At 66.0% G+C, this 19,685-nt stretch carries 5 protein-coding genes; 4 read left to right on the top strand and 1 reads right to left on the bottom strand.

Annotated elements, in window-relative coordinates; all coding sequences use genetic code 11:
- Window positions 1–381: 381 nt before the first annotated feature.
- Together GNK13_RS03715 and GNK13_RS03710 are read left to right on the top strand one after the other, a co-directional pair.
- Entirely contained in the window at window positions 382–1,422 is a 1,041-nt protein-coding gene (locus GNK13_RS03715) for a DUF1559 domain-containing protein (protein WP_164101093.1), read from the top strand.
- The gene (locus GNK13_RS03710; RefSeq protein WP_164101092.1) at window positions 1,412–1,942 is read left to right on the top strand and encodes a hypothetical protein; all 531 of its coding nucleotides are present in this window, start codon (window positions 1,412–1,414) and stop codon (window positions 1,940–1,942) included. The genes GNK13_RS03715 and GNK13_RS03710 overlap by 11 nt, the downstream gene beginning before the upstream one ends.
- A gap of 146 nt (window positions 1,943–2,088) precedes the next feature.
- Here the strand turns inward: GNK13_RS03710 and GNK13_RS03705 are convergent, their stop codons facing one another.
- Window positions 2,089–3,099: a hypothetical protein gene (locus GNK13_RS03705; protein WP_164101091.1), complete on the bottom strand. Its 1,011-nt coding sequence runs from the start codon at window positions 3,097–3,099 to the stop codon at window positions 2,089–2,091.
- Window positions 3,100–3,576: 477 nt separating this feature from the next.
- Here GNK13_RS03705 and GNK13_RS03700 point away from each other — a divergent pair, with 477 nt between their 5' ends.
- Both GNK13_RS03700 and GNK13_RS03695 read left to right on the top strand, forming a co-directional pair.
- Complete coding sequence (locus GNK13_RS03700) at window positions 3,577–16,638, top strand: dockerin type I domain-containing protein (RefSeq protein WP_164101090.1); 13,062 nt, start codon at window positions 3,577–3,579, stop codon at window positions 16,636–16,638.
- 269 nt (window positions 16,639–16,907) lie between these two features.
- Window positions 16,908–19,610, top strand: coding sequence for a dockerin type I domain-containing protein (locus GNK13_RS03695; RefSeq protein ID WP_164101089.1), 2,703 nt, complete (start codon window positions 16,908–16,910; stop codon window positions 19,608–19,610).
- Window positions 19,611–19,685: the final 75 nt, after the last annotated feature.

Raw genomic sequence — 19,685 nt, 5'->3', positions numbered from 1 at the left:
GATCCCCCATTTCAGCCGCCGGGCTAGCCCCATTCTTTATCAGCCGCCGGGGGGCAGGTGCTGTCAGAAGCCCGCCCGGCACCCTCCCCCCGGGAGGGTCGCGAGGGACGAGCGGGGAGGGCAACGCGAGAGGTCGCGCCGATAGCAGAGATGAACGCAGCCGACGCTCCCCGGGCCTAAGAGCCCGACCCTCCCGAGGAGAGGGTGATGGTGACGAAGAGCACTCTCGGCTCAAAAAAATCCGAAAAAATCCGCAACAACCCCCTTGGCTGCTGCTAGAGCCACCCTACAAAGGTGGTGGCGTGAGGGATGTTTGTACACCGCCACTCGCTCTTGCACGGATGAGAAGCCGACTACCGACGGAACCGGAGGAGTGTTCCTATGCGGCGGGCTTTTACTCTGATCGAACTTGTCGTGGTCGTCGCCATCCTCGGAGCCGTGGCGGCGCTACTTCTGCCGGCCGTGCAGAGCGCCCGCGGGTCCGCCCGCCGGATCGCCTGCTCCAACCATCTCCGCCAGCTCGGCCTGGCAGCCCAGAATTTCGAGACGGTCCACGAGCATCTTCCGCCGGGGCTGACGACCAATCACAGCTACGACCCCGACGGGTTCCACGGCAACACCTGCTTTGCGTTCTTGCTCCCCTACCTCGAGCAAACGGCGCTCGCGGAAGCCTGGGATTACGAAGAGACGCTGGAGGCGGCGATCGCGAACACCCGCGATCCCGACGACGGAACCCGCAGCCGCCGAGCGGCGAGCGCGACGGTTCTCGAAATCCTCCGCTGCCCCGCGGACCTGCTCGGCGACGGCCCCGTCGAACTCGACTACGCCCGCACCGGCTACTCGACCGGCTACTTTGGGATTTCGAGCTACGTCGGGAATGGCGGCACGCACTCGACCTATTTTGGCGATCCCGAGATGCAGGCCGACGGCGTGTTCTACATGACCGGCGAACTTTCCAAGCCCTACGCCGACCAGGACGCCCTACAGCCTGGCGCGGCCCCCTGCGCGATCGCCGACATTCGCGACGGGCTGAGCCAAACGCTGCTGTTTGGGGAACGCTTCCATCACGATCCGACCTTCGACCGGCTGCTGCACGAGAACGGTCTCTACAGCCGCTACCCGATCCGCAAATGGGGCGCGTGGGGCTGGACCGGTGGAGCCAACGGAACGACGCACGTCCTCGCCTCGGCCCGCGCCAACGCACCGATCAACTTCATCGTCCCCGCCGAGCTCGAGCCGGAGCGGATCGGCTACGCGATGGTCAACCTGCGGATGTCGGCCTACGGCAGCGGGCACCCTGGCGGAGCCCAATTCGCCCTCTGCGACGGCTCGACGCGTTTCATCTCCGAGACCGTCCCGCTGGTCGTCCTGCAAGCTTTAGCGACCCGCAGCGGTGGGGAGGTCGTGAACGATGACCAGTAACCCGCAGACCACCACCGCGTCAGCCCGGCGGCGCTGCCGCGAAGTCCTCGCCACCGGGTTGCCCACAAGGCGATTGCCCACGAGGCGTTTGCCCACGAGGCGTTTGCTGGCCGTCGGGTGGCTGGCCGTCGGGCTGCTGGCCACCAGCGGGTGCGGTTCCGAGCCGCCCTTGGCCCGGGTTTCGGGTCAAGTCATCGCCCCGGACGATCGACCGCTCGACGGACTGCTGGTGACGTATCTGCCCGACCCGGATCGCGCCACGCTGGGCGGTCACGCTTCGGGGCTGACCGACGCCTCGGGCCGCTACGTATTGGCGTACCGCGGCACGGCGAACCGCTCCGGATCGGTCGTCGGATGGCACAAAGTCGTGATCGAAGACTATGCCGCCGAGAACAGCCGCCAGCGGCGACGCTCGCCGCTCCCTCGGGTCCCGCCGCGGTACCGCCTCGCGGCAACCACGCCGCTGGAAGTCCAGATCCACCCCGGCGAGCAGACGGTCGACCTCGAGCTCGAAGACTAGCTGAAGAGCGCCCCAACGCGATTGGTGGCGCAGTTGTTTAACGGCAAGCCGAAGGCGACTGCTTTTTAAAACACAGTCGCCTTCGGCTTGCCGTTAAACGATTTTTTTCATGAGCGGTTCGATTCCGAACGCCTCACAACCAACTGCTAGGGCGACAGGTAGCGGATGAAATTGCGGATGTGCTGCCCCGGGACGTAGGCGGTCGGCTGCCCGATGATCCCCTGCCCGAGCTGCACGTTGTAGTACTCCTGACCGAGCGTGAAGAGCGGCCGGTGGCCGGCGGTGGCCGGGAGGACCGGGGGGGCGGCGCCGGGCATGACCGTCGGCGGAACGACCACCGCCGGAGGAGCCGTGTAGGCGAGCGGCACTACCGGCGCGGGCCCGCAAGGGACGAACTCGGCCCGGTAGCCCGACGGCGGGCTGACGAGGTTGCAATTGTCGGCCGTCGCCCAGGTGGAACCGAGCTGCGGCTGAGGCACCGGTGTCACGTCGCTCGGTGATGCAGTCAGTGGTGAAGCGGTCAGTGGTGAAGCGTTGAGAGGAGACGCTTGCGGCGGAGCGGTCAGTGGCGCCGTGGTCGTCGAAGGCACCGGCTGCAGCCCGTCTGGCAACGCCGTCGAGCCTGCCGCGGGAGGTGCCGCCGGTGGGCCGCCAGCCAAGGGAGGAGCTTGCAGGCCGCTTCCGCCCGTCACCGCCGGTGCGGGGCGAGGCCCGGCGGCTGGAGCGGCACCCACGCCTCCTCCAGAAGCAGGGCCACCTCCTCCAGCCGAAGGAGCCGATGTGCCGCCGCTCGGAGGCATCGCGAACCCGCCTCCCTGCATGAACGCCGTCTGAGCGACTCCGCCAGCGGCACTCCCGACGCGCTGCGCGGCAGCGGCTGGCTGGGATACGGCTGGCTGGGATACGGCTGGCTGGGACCGCCGCGAGGGACCTGTCGCGGGCTCGAAGGCATCGACGGGACTGGGGGCCCCGATCGGGCGGAGTCCCTGGGACGGCGAGCGACCGACGGTGCGGTTTTCCTCGGCTGCAACTGCCTGGGCCCCAAGGGATTGAGCCTCAAGAGTTGGGGCCCCGAGCGCGATGGCTGCGGCGGCCCAACGGAGATTCCCGCTGAGATGGAAGCGGCGGAGTCGCTCGGTGCAGGACAGTCGGAACATCGACGCGCTCGGTGCGGATGGGAGACGACGCGGGCTCCGCGCGGGGAGCCGGTGGGGAACGACGGTAATTGCGGCGGCGGAGCGGGATCAATCCCAACTTTCCGAGGAACTTTCCCGGCCTCGGGTGTATCCAAAGCCTCACATTCGGTCCTGACGGAGCGACCGATTCGACCGCTACGAATCGTCGTAAAGGCTGCTCTGCTCCTGATTTTCGTTGAACTAAGCAGGGCCCGAATTAAAATCCACTGCAACCGCCGCCAAACCTCCCATCCTCTCCTCCTCCCCTATCTTAAACCTACACTTGAGCGCCCGACGGACCCGCCGGACGTGGAGTTCGAGGTTGGTGCGAGGTGCGGAAGGGCCCGCCCGGCCGGCTTTTCCTGGTTCGGAGCGGCGGTTTGCCGCGATCGGTGACGGTTTGCGAGGCGCGGCTACCCAGTTTTCGATTTCCCCTGATCTTGCCGAAGGTTTGCCCCGATGGCCAATCGCTCCCACGCGAAAAAGCACAACACTCTGCGCAACAAACTCCGGGTGAGCCGACGCCAGCTCTTGCACCAGCAGCTGGAGCGTCGCGAGTTGATGGCTGCCGACGCGGCCCCGAGCTTGATCAGCGTCAGTCCCAACGACGGGCAGATCTTCGACTTCGCTTCGATCAACGAGGTGACGCGCAGCCCTTCGGAGCTGACCTTCCGCTTTGGCGGCGACCAGCAGATCGATCCGGACACGCTGCAGGGGATTCGGATCACGGCGGCCGGCGGCGACGGGTTCTTCGGCAACGGTAACGATCGGATCGTCACGCCCGGCTATCTCGGTTTTGGGGAGACCGAGCGGATCGTGATTGCGCGGTTCGCCGAGGCGCTGCCGGACGATCAGTACAAGATCGAGATTTTTGGGTTTGACCAAGCCGCTTCGGGGATCGTGGGGCTGCGGAACATCGAGGGGGATCTGTTCCAGCCGTCCAACGCGGGAGCGGACCGGGAAGAGCTGTACTTCGATGTCGAGCTCGGCGCCCTGGTGACGGCCGTCGTGCCGCAGCCGATCGAGACGATCAATGGGGTTCGCCGCCAGCAGCGTGCGCAGATCCATGTGTTCTTCAACAACGATCCGTTGAGCGCTCCGGGAGCCGGCCCGGTGACGACGGGTTCGTCGAGCGCGTCGGTCGTCAATCCGCAGTTCTACAAGCTGTACTTCACCGCCGACACGGTCGAGAACACCGACGACGAGGTCTTGCTGCCGACGTCGATCACTTACGATCCGGCGCTCAACCGGGCCGTGCTGACCTTCAACACCGATCTGTCCGAATGGGCGCCGGTCGCCGCGGCCGACGGGGCGGGCACGTTGCGGCTGCGGATCGGTTCGAACGAAGGGCGGCTGGCGGCTCCCGAGTCGTTGGTGCTGCCGGCCGATGAAACGGGGGCGAACGCTCCGGGCGACACGTTTGGCTCGGCCACCTCGCTCGGGACGCTCTTCGACGGAGCGGGCAAGAGCGTGGTCATCGAGAGCGAGATCGCACCGACCCAGGAATACTTGCTGCAGTGGCCGGGGGCTCCGGACGAGCCGGGGGTTCGCGAGATCCGCCGCAACAGCCAGTTGTTCGGCCGCGCCGACACCGAGCTCGGCATCACGACGCTGTACTACAACTTCAAACGCGATTACGGCGACGACACCCAGGGCAACCGGCTCGACAACGCGATCACTCCGGCCCAGCGGCAGCGGACTCGCGAGATCTTGAGCCTTTACGAAGAGCATCTCGGGGTGCGGTTCGTCGAGACCGAGAATCTTGGGCTGCAGATCGTCACCGGCGACATGCGGGCGGTCGAAGTGACCGCCGACACCGGCCAGGGAACCGGGCTCAGCATCTTCCGCAGCGACGATTCCGATCCGGGCATTGGATTGTTGATTCTCGACGCCGGTGAGAACTGGTACGACGGCTACGGCCAGAGCCCCGACGGCCGGCCGAGCTGGTTCCTCGAAGCGCTCCGCGGGATCGGCTCGCTGCTCGGCATCGGCGACATGTTCGATCGTCCGCCGGGGACGGCGGCCGGCTCCGAGTCGGATCTCGACTTTGGGCTGCCGACCGAGCCCGACTTCCTCAGCCAGAGCGACATCACGGTCGGCCAGCATCTGTTCCGCGCCGAAGGCCGGGACATCGACCTGTACCGCTTCAGCGTCAATGAGGCGGGCCGCTTGACCGCCGAGACATTTGCCGAGCGGATGAACGGCTCGAGCTTGCTCGACACGTCGCTGACGCTGTGGCGGCGAGTCGATGGCGGGGGCCCGAACGATTTCGAACTGGTCGCCCGCAATGACGACTTCTACAGCAACGACTCGTTCGTCGGCATCGATCTGACCGCCGGCGAGTACGTCGTCGGCGTCTCCGCTTCGGGCAACGACACCTACAACCCGGCGATCGCCGATTCGGGGCTCGGCGGACGCAGCGAAGGCAAGTACCAATTGCGGTTGGTCTTCCGCAGCGCGGCGACCGCAGCGATCACCGACACCTCCGGCAGCGCTCTCGACGGCGATGCCGATGGCGTCGCTGGCGGGGATTACAACTTCTGGTTCCGCACCGCCCGAGCCGTGGACCCCACGGCTCCGAGCAGCCAGCCGAAGGTCATCTTCGTCGACAAAATGGGCAGCGACGCGAGCGGCAACGGGGCGATCGCGTCGCCCCTGCAGACGATCGATGAAGCGGTCCGCCGCTCGCGCCCCGGCGACATCATCCGCGTCCTGCCGAACGCTGGCAACGATGGTCGGTTCGACACGCTCAGCGACAACCGGGCCTACGAGATCGGTCGCGGCGGGGTCAACAACCAGGAATTGTCCGACGGTTTGAATCTGGAGATTCCCCGCGGCGTAACCGTGATGGTCGACGCCGGGGTGATCCTGAAGCTCCGCAACGCGGGGATTTCCGTCGGCTCGAACACGGTCGACACCGACCGTTCGGAGAGCGCCCTGCAAGTGCTCGGGACGCCGATCCTGGTCGGCGGCAACGGCACGGCGGTCCGCGGGCCGGGCGGCGCGGCGGTTTCCGGCCGGGTCGTCTTCACCTCCTACGACGACCAGCAAGTCGGGGTCGACACGAACCCGCTGCAGACGACTCCCACCGCGGGCCAGTGGGGCGGGCTGTCGTTCCGCAACGACGTCGACTATGCCCAGGGACGGCCGGTGCATGAGAACGAAGGGATCTTCCTGAACTACGTCGCCCAGGCCGACATTCGCTACGGTGGCGGGACCGCCGGCGGCCAGGTTCCGGTGACTCCGATCGAGATGCACGAGGCCCGGCCGACGGTCCACTACAGCATCATTCGCAACAGTGCCGACGCGGCCCTCAGCGCCGACCCGAACAGCTTCGAAGAGACCAACTTCCACGCTCCGGTGTACCAGCGAGGCGATTCGTTCACCAGCGATTACGACCGCGTCGGTCCCGATCTGGCGGGCATCCAGTTCGTCAACAACAGCATCAATGGTCTGTTCGTGCGGATCGATACGCCGGCGGTCGGCCAGCTCGAGCCGATGACCGTCAGCGGTCGCTTTGACGATACCGACATCACGCACGTGATCAGCCAAGTGCTGGTCGTCCAGGGCACCCCGGGCGGGCCGATCCTGCAGACCGAGCGTCCGAACGTGTTTGGCGTGACCGTCAACCCGACCACCGGCAGCTCGACCCTCAGCGGCACCTACAACTACGTGCTGACCTTCGTCGACGTCGATGGCAACGAATCGCTGGCCTCGGAGCTGACGCGGTCGACGACCGTCAACGGTCAAGCGATCCGGCTTTCGGGCCTGCCGGCCGCTCCGGAGGGTTTTGTCGGACGCCGGCTGTACCGGCTGAACCCGACCAGCGGCGAGTACGAATTCGTCGATCAGCTGAACCGTTCGCAGGGGACGTTCACCGACACCGGCGCCACGCGGGGCGGGACGATCGACCGCACGATCGCCGAGAGCTTCCGCCCGCGGTACGACGCTCGCTTGAGCGTCGATCCCGGGATGGTCGTCAAGATGCAGGGCTCGCGGATCGAGACCACCTTCGGGGCGGACTTCTATGCCGAAGGGGTCGACGGTCGGGAAGTGATTTTCACCAGCCGCCAGGATGACCGCTACGGCGCCGGCGGCACGTTCGACACGAACAACGACCGCGTGCTCGACGCCAACGGCAACGTGATCAGCAGCGGCGACGCGGCCGCTCCCGGCGACTGGGGCGGGCTCGTGTTCCGCCAGGGAAGCGATGCGAGCGTCGACTTCGCGGTGATCGAGTTCGGTGGTGGCGAGACTTCGACCGACGGCAACTTCGCCTCGTTCAATGCGATGGAAGTGCTCCAGGCGCGGGCCCGGATCACCAACACCACGTTCGCCAACAACGCCTCGGGCGAGGACGACTCGCTGACCCGCGGCGGCTACGGATTCAACGACTCGGCAACGCTGTTCATCCGCGGCTCGCAGCCGATCATCGTCGACAACGTGTTCCGCGATAACGCTGGAGCGGCGCTCAGCATCAACCCCGATGCGCTGAACTTCAGCAACGTCACCGACCGCGGCCGGGCGACCGGTGAACTCGATCGGTTCAGCGGGTACGCCGACAACCAAGGTCCGCTGGTACGGCAGAACCGCCTCGAGAACAACGCCATCAACGGGATGGTCGTGCGGGGCGAGGTCCTGACCACCGAGAGCGTCTGGGACGACGCGGACATCGTCCACGTCGTCGGCGGCGACGTCGTCACGGTCGATCACCACTACAATGGCGGACTGCGGCTCGAGAGCAGCCCGCTGCAGAGCTTGGTGGTCAAGTTCACCGCCGGCGCGCGGCTGCTGGCCACCGGTCGGCCGCTGGACATCGACGATCGGATCGGCGGATCGCTGCAGGTCGTCGGCCAGCCCGGCTTCCCGGTCGTGCTGACCTCGATCCACGACGACTCGGTCGGCGCGGGCTTCACCTTCGACGGCCAGTCGCAGACCGACACGAACAATTCGCCGACCGAGCCGCAGCCGGGCGACTGGCACGGCATCGTCCTGGACAGCTTTGCCAACGACCGCAACGTCCAGATCGTGCTCGAAAACGAGCCCCCGGTTTCGACCTCGGCCGGCCAGAACGCGATCCCCGGCACCGCCCAGCGGATCGGTTCGCTGGCCGCCGGCGAGAAGCTCGGCGACGAGAACAAGCGACTCGGCTTCGAAATCCAGGGCACGCTGACCAACCCGGGCGACGTCGACGTCTACAGCTTCCTCGGCCAAGCCGGCAGCGAAGTCTGGATCGACCTGGACCGCACGACCTACGGGCTCGACAGCGTCGTCGAGTTGATCGACGAGAACGGCAACATCCTGGTCCTCTCGGACAAATCGTTTAGCGAAGCGGGCAACCCGAACCAGATCTATCGCGATCCGTCGCTCGAAGACCACGCGGTCAACTCGCTTCGCAAGTCGGGGATCGGCCAGAGCGAATCGCCGAACCCCGAGGACGGCGGCTTCCGCGTCTTGCTCCCCGGAGCGACCGGCGCGAGCAACGTCTACTATGTCCGCGTCCGCAGCAGCAACCTCGCTCCGGATGGCAGCGGCGATCTGACCGACCGCGGCAAGGTCCGCGATGGGTTGAGCCACGGCGCCTACCGGCTCGGGATTCGGCTCCGCGAAGTCGACGAAGTGGCCGGCTCGACGGTCCAGTTCGCCGACATCCGCTACGCGGTCAACGGGATCGATTTGGTCAGCGCCCCGCTGCACTCGCCGCTGGCTGGCGAAGCGGCCGAGCGGTTGTTCAACGAAACCGATCCGCTCGGCAATCCGATCCTCGTCGACCGCAACGGCGGCTCGATGACGGCCAACCCCGCGACGGCCGATCCGCTGGGCAACCTGCTCAGCACCGACCGCGCCTCGCTGACGGTCACCGGCGAGATCGGCAACCAGTCGTTCACGGTCAACCCGACGGCGATGCCGGATGTCGACATCGACCTGTTCCGCTTGGACCTGTTCTACGATTCGCTGGAAACCGAAATCTTCCGGCCCGACAACCGGTTCGTGCCGCTGACCTTCGACATCGACTACGCCGACGGTCTGGGGCGGGTCAACACCTCGATCTCGATCTACGACTCGGCCGGGCGGCTGATCCTCAGCGGCCGCGACTCGAACGTCGCTGGCGACGTGGGAACGCCGCTGCGAGGGGTCGACATGACGAACCTCTCGGCCGGTTCGGCCGGGGTGCTCGACGCCCACATCGGCCCGGTCGAGTTGCCTGAAGGGGTTTACTACGTGGCGGTCCACAGCGATCTGCTGATGCCCGCCCCGCTCGGCCAAGCGGTCAACGGCACCACGCCCTACGACCTCGTCCGGCGGATGCCGATCAACTCGCTGCGTCCGATCGTCTCGGACGACTTGGACGGCCGCAACTTCACGGCCGATCAGCCGATCCAGCCGGCGTTCACCAACGAGTCGGTCGTCCCCTACAGCCTGGAAGACGTGACGATGTTCGTCGCCCTCCAGCAAGGGATCAACGGCGGCACCGAGCGGACGACGATCGCCACGTTCGACCCGTTCACCGGCATGTTCGAACGGACCCTCGGCGAGACCGGCCCGCAGGTCAGCGACCTGGCGATCCGCGGCGACGGCGAGCTGTACTCCTACTCGACCGCTCCCCAGACTGGGCCCAGCAACAACGGGAACGTCGGCAACTACCTGAACATCAGCACGATCAACGGGAACGACACGAACGTCGGCGACGACGGGCTGACCTTCCGGCGGAACAACGCGGCTGGCGATGGAACCGAGGCGGACGACAACGCCCAGCTCATCGTTCACGCGATGGCCTACAACCCGAACGACACGAGCGTCGACGGCAACGACCGCGTGTACGTCGTCGGCAACCGCGACAACGCGGGGCGGTCCGGCGAAGTCGTGTGGACTCGCAACATCATGTACTCCAACGTCGCCACCAGTGGAGCGACGACCAACCGCGGAAGCACCACGGCCGACGACCGCGACTTCGGCCAAGGTCCTTACCGCGAGCCGTTTGGACCGGCCTCGCAGAAGTTCGAGCTGGGCATCGTCGACACCGGAGGACTGCCGGACGTCGACGACGACGGGAACGCGATCCTCAGCCCGGGTGAAGGGGGCAACATCACCGGGATGGCGGTCGATCCGGACAACACGCGGTACATCTACGCAGTCGACGATCGCGGCGGCGTTTACCGGGTGGACCTGTTCGCTCCGCGACGGACGGTCGACTTCTCGGCGCTCTCGCCAGGCAGCTATAGCAGCGTGTTGGAGACCGAGTATCTCGGCACGATCGCCGTCAACGCGAACCATCCGGCCGGGTTCCCTGAGTTCAGCGGGATGACGCTCGGCCCCCGCACGACCGAAAACGGGGCCTATCGCCAGACGATGTTCGCCACGACCATCGACGGCTGGATGTACGCGATCGGGCTCGACGACAGCGGCCCCGATTTGGCAGCCGTCCCGGCGCCCATCTTCAGCGGCGGCGCCAGCGCGGTGCCGATGATGTACAGCGACGGGACTCCGCTCTCGGTGCGTCCGGTCGGGGTGGCCTTCAGCACGCTCGAGGAAAACCCCTGGCACGAAACGATCGACCGCCGCACCGATCCCGGCCACGGCAACTACATGCCGTACGACCAGAGCCGTTTCCCGACCGGCCTCGGCGGTGGAACGAGCCTGTACTTCGGCTTCGAGCCGACGAACAACCAGGCCGACAACCGGCTCGAGCACCCCGAGAACGATAGCCGCGGGACGCTCGCTCCGGGTGGCTCGCACGGTTCGGTCGTGACCGCTCCGTTCAGCCTGGCCGGCTACAGTTCGGCCGACAAACCGACCGTCTACTTCGATTACTTCCTCGAGACCGACGGGACCAACTACAACCCGGGCGTCAACCTGATGCGGGACAGCTTCCGCGTCTTCGCCGCCGGGGACGACGGCCAGTGGCAGCTGCTGGCGACGAACAACAGCTTCAAGGAGTTCGAGCGCGGCGACGAGTTCGACTACTTTGCCCAGACCGGGATTCCCGTCCAGGAGCTGCACGACAACTCGGACAGCTGGCGGCAGGCTCGGGTCGACATCTCGCCGCTGGCCGGCAACCAAGAGATCCGTCTGCGGTTTGACTTCTCGACCGCCGGTGGCATCGGCTTCGGCGGCAATGCGTTCCTCTCCTACCGAGACGAGATCAAATCGGTCGCCGCGGATCGGCTGCGCGACGGCCAAACGCTGGAGATCGCCAAGCAGGTCTTCGACCCGGTCTTCGGCGGCACGACCTTCGAATTCACGACCTTCGAAGTCGACCTTGGCTACGTCCTCGACTTCCCCTCCGGAGGCGAGATCAACCCGGGCGATTCGTTCACGGTCGTCTACCCGCTGAGCGAGGGCAGCCCCGACACGCTGACGCAGACGGTGACCTTCACCAACCTCCCGGCCGGTCCGGGCGAGGTTCGGGTCACGCCGGGGATGACTTCGAGCCAAGTCGCCGCTGCGGTCCTGGCAGCGCTCGATGTCGGCATCGATGCGCGTCGCTTCGGGCAGAGCTCGGTGGGGCTGACCAACGCGGTCGACGTGGATAACAACGCTTTCGGATCGGGCGTGTTCTTCTCGAGCACTCCGGGCGTCGGTTTGGACTCGGTGCCGATCGAGGTCGAAGGCGACCTGACGGCTGAAGAAGTGATCACGCGGCTCCAAGAAGCTTTTGTGATCGGGCTCGGCGAAGTCGACGAGAACGACGAGCCGGTGGCGACCACGGCGAACTTCAAGACCTTTGCCGATCGCGTGGTGCTGCATAACCACACGGTTCTCGACGCTGGACCGTTCGGGCTGAGCAGCTACCTGCCGGGCGATGAGTTCGGCGATTTCCAAAGCAACCGACTCAACAACGCCAACCCGCGACCGGGTCAGGCCAACGAGGTCGAGGGCGTGTATCTCGACAACTTGATCATCGGGTTCGCCGAACGGGGCGAAGTGGTGATCAATGCTCCGGCAAGCGACTTCGATTTCGTCCGCAATCCGGAATCGGACTACAACGCCGAGCAGCCGGAGAACTCCAACGAGATCTTCACCGGCGGCTACTCGCTCGAAATCCGCCGCAGTGCGGAGTACGGCGTGCCGGACGACTACGATCCGATCAACCTGATCCTCAACGAAGAGGCTTCGCTCGGCCGTTCGTTCGACACCAACGATCGCCTCGACGGGGCGGTCACGCTGGTCGCCCAGCCGGGCGGCGAGATCCGCGACGGCGATACCTTCACGCTGACCGACGGCACGCGGGCGCTGACCTTCGAATTCGATTCGATCACCGCCCCGGGGGTCGAGCCGGGCAACGTGCGGGTCTCGTTCGACCCGCGGACCAGCAGCGCCAGCGACGTGGCCGCGGCGATCCGCAACGCGATCAACGGCTCGCAGGTCCAGTCGATCCTGAACATCCGGGCGGCGACTGGCGACAGCCGCGAGCTCGGCGGGACGACCAGCCATCTGGTCAACCTGTTCGGCGAGTACGTCTTCGTGAACCCGTCGAGCGGCCGGAATCTGAAGGTCGATTTGGTCAAGCAGGAAAACTTCAATGACCGGGTGGCCGCCCAGACGTTCCCGCAGATCTCCGAGCCGGACGCTCCGGTCGAGTACGTGCTCGAACCCGACACGCTGGCTCGGGCCTACCCGACGCAGTACGTCGATGGCGCGACCGATACGCTCGTGGCGGTCGGCAAGATCGGCGACCGGGCGACGACCGGCAGGGGGGGCGAGATCGACGGCGATCTCCCCTGGGCGGACATGGACATCCTCAAGCTGCACCTGTTCGCCGGCAACGAGATCGACATCGATCTCGATGCGGTGACCACCGCCAAGGGCTCGAACCGCCTGACCACGCCAATGCTGGCCGTCTTCGATGCCGACGGCATCGTGCTGGCGACTTCGCGAGACCTCGGCTCGAGCGCAACCGCCCCGGGCGAGTCGATCGAGGAAGCCTTCCTCCGCTTCGCCGCACCGGCCGACGGACACTACTACATCATGGTCCTCAGCCAGCCCGACTCGCCGTTCGAGCTCCCCGGCTTTGGCGAGTACCAGCTGACGGTGCGCCCGGCGTCGAATCGCAACGACGTGCTGTACGTCGACTACCACATGGACGAGGGCGATCTGAACCGGTTCCGCGACCAGGGTCAGATCGTGATCAGCTCGAACTTCATCAGCAATTCGCAGAACTGGGGAATCAGCGCCACGGCCGGCGACCGCGACGTCACCGACGTGGCTCCGCTGGCCGGGACGGCGTTGCCGAAGCCCGGCGCGGCGCGGCTGCTCCGCAACGAGAACACGGCTCGCTTGCTCCCCGGTGCGGTGATCACCAACAACGTGGTCGTCGCCGGGGGCAGCGGCGGAATTCTGTTCGAAGGGGATGCGTCGCCGAACGGTTCGATGCCGGGGGGCGTGCCCTTCGGGCGGATCGTCAACAACACGGTCGTCGGGGTTCCCTTGGCCGATCCCGATCCGAACGATCCGAATGCCCCGGCACCGACACCCCAGGGCGTGGGGATCCGCGTCGGCGCCAATGCCAGCCCGACGGTGCTGAACAACATCATCTCCGGCTTCGACATCGGCGTCGATATCGACGGTTCGGCCGCCAGCCAGTCGACGGTCGTCGGCGGCAATATCTATAAGGACAATACGACCGCGTCGAACTTCCCGCTCGGCAGCTTGTCGTTCAACCTCGACACGCTGCCCGCTTCCCAGGCGGCGCTGTTCACCGACCCGGCCAACGGGATCTACATTCCGGCTCCCGGTTCGCTGGCGATCGACAGCTCATTCGCTTCGCTGTCGGATCGGCAGGAGTTCTTCAACACCGTCAAACAGCCCTCGGGAATCGCTCCCTCGCCGATCGTCTCCCCGTCGTTCGACGCCTACGGCCAGCCGCGGATCGACGATCCGCTGGTCGAGACGCCGGCCGGTGTCGGAGCGAACGTGTTCATCGATCGCGGTGCCCTCGACCGGGCCGACCTGGCCGGTCCCACTTCCTCGCTGACCGTTCCCGACGATTTCGTCGAAGGCCAAGGCGTGCAGACCGTGGGCGGCGACGTCAATGGCGACGTCAGCTACGTCTGGCTGCCGACCGGAACGCTCGAGTTCTTCGAGATCCAGCTGCTCGAGCCGACCGGTTCGGGGCTGAACGACATGACCGTCACCAGCGAGGCAGTGGTGCTGACCGAGAACGGCCGGCGGCTGGAGCCGGGCGTCGATTACATCTTCGGCTACAGCGAGACGAGCAACACGATTCGGTTGACGCCGCTGACGGGGATCTGGCGGTCCAACGCGGCCTACGAAGTGACGCTCAACAACCGCGACCGCTTCGTCCTGCAGGCTCCGGTCGGCAATGAAGTGGTCGACGGCGAGCAGATCATCGTGACCGACGAGAACGGCGTCCGGGCGTTCCTCGAGTACGAGACGGGCTACGTTCTGCACGTCCCCCGCACGCTGACGCTGACCGTGCCGTTTGGCGTCGGTGGCGAGGAGGGATTCCGTGACGGCGACCAGTTCACGATCACCAGCCCGAGCGGCATCAGCGAAACGTTCGAGCTGAACGTCTCGGGGGACGTCAGCGACGGCGTCGTCGAGATTCCGCTCAGTGCGGGAGCCTCGGCGACCGATGTCCGCAACGCGATCCTCGGCGCCTTGATCGGCCGCAGCGGCACGCTCGAGATCGCCCCGGTCGCGCTCGAGAACAACGAGATCCAGCTCGGCAGCCTCGAGGGGCACACCGTCGATCCGCTCTCCTCGCCGCTCCTGGTCGACGGCGTCGACCGCGGCGTCACCGACGGCGACACGGTCACCTACTTCGACGGAACGAACGTCATCACCTTCGAGTTCAACCTGCTGGGAGACCTCGACACCGACGACGAATCGGACGTGCTGATCCCGTTCCGGCGGACCGACACCCACATCCAGCTGGCCGAAAAATTGGCCACGGCGATCCGCAACAGCGGACTTGACCTGGCCAATCCGCAGGCCTTGGGTGACGGCAGCGTGCACCTTGGCGGCAGCGTCGGCGATCTGCTCGACACGAGCAATTCGGCGATCCTACCGACCGGGCTTCCGGGAGTGACCGATTCGCTGGTCCTGAGCGTCGCGGCCACGGGTGCCGCGGGATTTGCCGAAGGCGACCAGTTCGCGATCGTCCACAACGGAGTGACGACGCTGTTCGAATTGGGCTTCGATCGCGACGTGGAAATCGGTGCCGAACCGATCCGCTTGACGGTCGGCGAAGGTCCCGAAGCGGTTGCCGCGAAGATCGCCAACGCGATCCGCAATGCCGACATCGGACTCGACCCGACGGTCGGAGAGGATGGCGAAATCCGCCTCAACGAACCGTTCGGCTATGAATTGGACCTGCTCGATTTCGCCACCGATCCGACGACCGCCGCACTTACCCTCAGCGGCGTTCCCGGCGGTGCGGTGGCGGTGCCGATCGTCCCCTCGCCGACGCTTTCGTCCGAAGCCGTGGCCGAGGCGGTCTCGACCGCTCTCGAGAGCACTCCGCTGGTCAGCCCCGTGTTCACCCCGGGCGACGGCTCGCTGTGGTTCGCCAATGCCCAGTTGGTCGAAGGTAGCGGCGTGACGCAGGTGGGAGCGATCCGCGACCGGGCCGGCAACGCCTTGCAGCCGAACCGGGCCAATAACGAGACCCAGTACACGATCTTCCTCGGATCGGGCTTCGACTACGGCGATGCTCCGGAACCGCTCTACGATTCGTCTCGGGTCAACGACGGACCGCGGCACGCGATCTCGGATAACCTGCGGCTCGGCTCGTCGATCACGCCCGATGCGGATGCAATCCCCAACGACGGCGACGTCGACGACGGCATCAGCCTGCTGGAAACCGTCTACACCGGCTTCAGCGCCAGCTTCACGGTCGAGATTCAAGCCGACTCCAACAACTTCGTGCTCGACTACTGGGTCGACTGGAACGGCGACGGGATCTTCGCTGAGAACGAGCGTGGGGAGCGGCTGGTCGGGGGCGTGGACCTCTCCGCCGGCCTCAACCCGATCGCGGTGGACGTTCCGCCGCTCGACGTGCCCGAGTTCCCAGGGGAAGCCTTCTCCAAGGCAGGCGAGACGTTTGCCCGCTTCCGGCTCTCGAGCAACGGCGTCGATGGGCCTGGGGGAACGGCCATGGATGGCGAGGTCGAGGATTTCGCCTTCACGATCCAGGTCAATCCGTTCCAGAACGGAGCGAACCGCTTCGACGTGAACGCCAGCGGCGACGTCTCGCCGCTCGACGCCCTGCAGGTAATCAACGCGATCAACCGCGGCGGCTCCAACCCGCCGCCGCTCGATCCCTACAACCCCGGTACCCGCCCGCCCTATTTGGACGTGAACGGTGACGGAGTGGTCGGACCGCTCGATGCCCTGCAGGTGATCAATTACATCGAGAACGCGATTCGCGGTGGCGAGGGTGAAGGTGGCGAGGGTGAAGGCGATCTGCTCGACGAATTGGCCGTCGCCCAAACCGGCACCCGCAACTCGAGTGAGCTGGACGCGGTCGATGCGTTCTTCGGCGAGTTCGGGAGCTGAAGGCGGACTGCGATCACGGAAAATCGGTGAGGATCGACCGCCCGTCGGTCCTCCCGATTTGCCTTGGGAGAGGCAGAGGTGAAAGATGCTCGTACTCGGAGGCGACTTTGCTGGCGTTCACCTTCCAGGGCGGACGCGACGGTTGTCCGGGTTGTGCGACGGCGGCTGAAATTTTCGAGCCTCTCGGCGGCCTCCGGAAACTTTTCCGCTGCGGTGAAATCCTCTGCCCAAGCCATAGTCTAAAGACCGAGCAGTAGTCTGAAGACTGCGTGCATGATCGAACCGCGACGAAACCGCTGGCTCCCTTTAGGATCGCAATGCATTTCGGCTCACCTCGCTCGCAACTGAAGGGCCGCTCGCTCCTCAGGGGCCGCCTTCGCTCCGCCCTGCGGCAGGCGTGCTCGCTGCGTCCGACTCCCTCGCGGCGGCTGAGGGTCGAGAGTCTGGAGGAGCGGCGATTGCTCTCGGCGGTCCCGCTGACGTCGTCTCTGCCGCTGGGAGCCACGCCGCGGGACACCGGCGAGTATCTGCTCGGCCGCGTCGCGGTGACGCCCGTGCTGCTCGAGAGCGACGGATCGTTCGATCCGAGCACCGAGGACTGGACGAGCGAAGAGATCGATGCGGTGCTCGCCACGCTGGCCGAAGGGACGCAGTGGTGGGTCGACACGCTGGCCACGCTCACCGACCGGCACTCGCTGGAGTTCGTGATCGATGAGCAGTTCGCACGCAATCCGCAACCCTCACCCTACGAGCCGATCGACCGCCCTTCGAATGATTTCCCCGCCTACGTCGGCCGGTTCCTGGACGATCAGGGCTTTGCGGACGAGGGCACGCTGGCCGACGCGATGCGGGCCTTCAACCACGCTCAGCGGCAAGCCCACGCGACCGATTGGGCGTTCACGGTCTTCATCGTCGACTCCTCGCACGACACCTTGAATGAGGACGGGCTGTTCGCCCCGGGCGGCGACTTCAGCCAAGCGTTCGCGTTCGCCGGGGGGCTGTTCTTCATCACCCCCTCGGCCCGCCCGGCGTCGACGCATGCCCACGAGCTGGGACATATTTTTTGGGCTCGGGACGAATACCCAGGGGCCGGTTCCTGGACCGATCGCCGCGGCTACTACAACGCCCAAAACACCAACGCCGCGGACAACCCCACGCCCGGGTTCGTGCAGCAGCCGAGCATCATGTCGGCCGGCGAAGTGCTTCGCGAAGCGTACGAAAACCACCTCAGCCCAGCTTCAACGCTGGCGATGGTCGGCTGGCAGGACAGCGATGGCGACGGCGTGTTCGACGTGCTCGACGTGCCGCTCGAGCTGAACGCGTCGGCGGTTTACTCCACAGAGAGCGAATCGCTCCGCGTCGTCGGCTCCGCGTCGGCGGTCGCCCTGCTCAACGCGAACTCCTCGGGGACGCAAAGCGACATCACGTTGAACCGCGTCAGCCGCTTGGAGTACCGCATCGATGGCGGAGCCTGGCTCACCGCCGCGACGCCCGACGCCCAGCAGGTCGAGTTCGATCTTGAAATTCCCCTCGCCGCGTCGTTCAGCGAAGTCGAATTGCGGGTGATCGACGCCACCACCGGGATCACGAGCCCGACGATTCAGGTCCCCCGCGACCGGCCGGCGGGCAACGACGCCGCGCTCAGCGGCTTTGTGTTCCTCGACCGCGATGGCGACTCCGCGTGGGATGCTGACGAGGCATTGCTGCCGGCGGCGACGGTCAGTCTCGTAGGGTTCGCCGAGGGGACGGTCGGACGCGTCGAGCCGGACGATTTTGCGGGAGGCGGAATCCCGAGCGATCAGCCCGGCGTGCAGATCGTGGCCACCGGTGGAGGAGTCCTCTCGGGTCTTGTCGCGTCCGCTGGCAATTCGTCTTCGATCGCCGAGTTTTTCTACCGCGACAACTCGCTCAACATCGGCAACCGCTGGAACGCACGCGCCGGGCGAGAGTTTTCAGCTACCTTCGACACCCCGACCGCCACCGCCAGGATCACCGCTATCGGCGGCGTCGACGGTGCCTTTGCCCGCTTTGCCGCCTACGACATCGACGGCAAGCTGATCGCTCGCGATACCGTCGGACCGCTCTCGGTGGGCCAGTCGGCGACGCTCCGGGTCAGCGATCCGACCGGCTCGATTCACCGCGTCGTGGCGAGCGGACATGCCGGCACCGACGTCGGGCTCGACGACCTCCGCTTCGGACCACCGGCGACGATCACGAGCGATGCGGTCGGACGCTTCTCGGTCGCCGACCTGCCCGATGGGCGATACACGCTGGACGTCCAGCCGCGGCTGGGCATCCACGGTTTGGCCGCTGGACCGATCGAAGTCGACGTCGTGGCAGGCGCCGCGGTGCCGCTGGCGGTGCCGCTGGTCGTCGTCCCCAGCCCCTGGCAGAATCCGCTCCACGCGCTCGACGCCAACAACGACGGGATCGTCAGCCCGCTCGACGCCCTGGTCGTGATCAATGACCTGAATCGCATCGGAGGGCGGATCCTCGATGCCTCGGATCCCGAGGGCCCCTTCGTGGATATCAATGGCGATGGCTGGCTGAGCCCCCTCGACGCGCTCCAAGTGGTCAACTACCTCAACCGGATGCCGAGCCACGGCGAGGGAATCCCGCTCCCGTCGAGCAGCTTCCCAGCGAGCACGCTGCAGTCGAGCAGGCTGGAGGCGAGTACGCTGCAGTCGAGTACGCTAGAGGCGAGTCCACTTCAGTCGAGCACGCTTCAGGCGGGCTCGGCCGCAGCGGTGGATGAAATTTTTACCACCAGGGAGGGCGAGTTGATGGGAACTTTTGGGGGTTCTACCGCTCTAAGTCCTATTTCCAGCCTCTTTAGCACGGAAGCGCGGGCAAAACTTGATAATCTGCAGCTTCTGGGTAAACTGTGTGCGATTCAAGGGTTTGAGCACCTGTCAATGAGGTTGGCTGTTCTTGAGCTGGTGGGTCTTGGCTCCCACGGCAACCCCGGCTGAGTCGAGATGCCCGTTTCTCTTTTCCGATCGAAAAAATGTAGGGCCGAGCTTCGGTTTCGGGCCTTTTGCGAACCG

Source organism: Candidatus Laterigemmans baculatus (assembly GCF_010367455.1).
Taxonomy (GTDB): domain Bacteria; phylum Planctomycetota; class Planctomycetia; order Pirellulales; family Pirellulaceae; genus Laterigemmans; species Laterigemmans baculatus.
The sequence above is the reverse complement of the archived record's forward strand: the minus strand, read 5'-3'. Positions and strand labels throughout refer to the sequence as shown.

Bases quoted from the DNA above. Each gene is read 5' to 3' on its own strand.
- GNK13_RS03715 (WP_164101093.1), top strand. From the start codon at position 382: ATGCGGCGGGCTTTTACTCTGATCGAACTTGTCGTGGTCGTCGCCATC.
- GNK13_RS03710 (WP_164101092.1), top strand. From the start codon at position 1,412: ATGACCAGTAACCCGCAGACCACCACCGCGTCAGCCCGGCGGCGCTGC.
- GNK13_RS03705 (WP_164101091.1), bottom strand. From the start codon at position 3,099: ATGTTCCGACTGTCCTGCACCGAGCGACTCCGCCGCTTCCATCTCAGC.
- GNK13_RS03700 (WP_164101090.1), top strand. From the start codon at position 3,577: ATGGCCAATCGCTCCCACGCGAAAAAGCACAACACTCTGCGCAACAAA.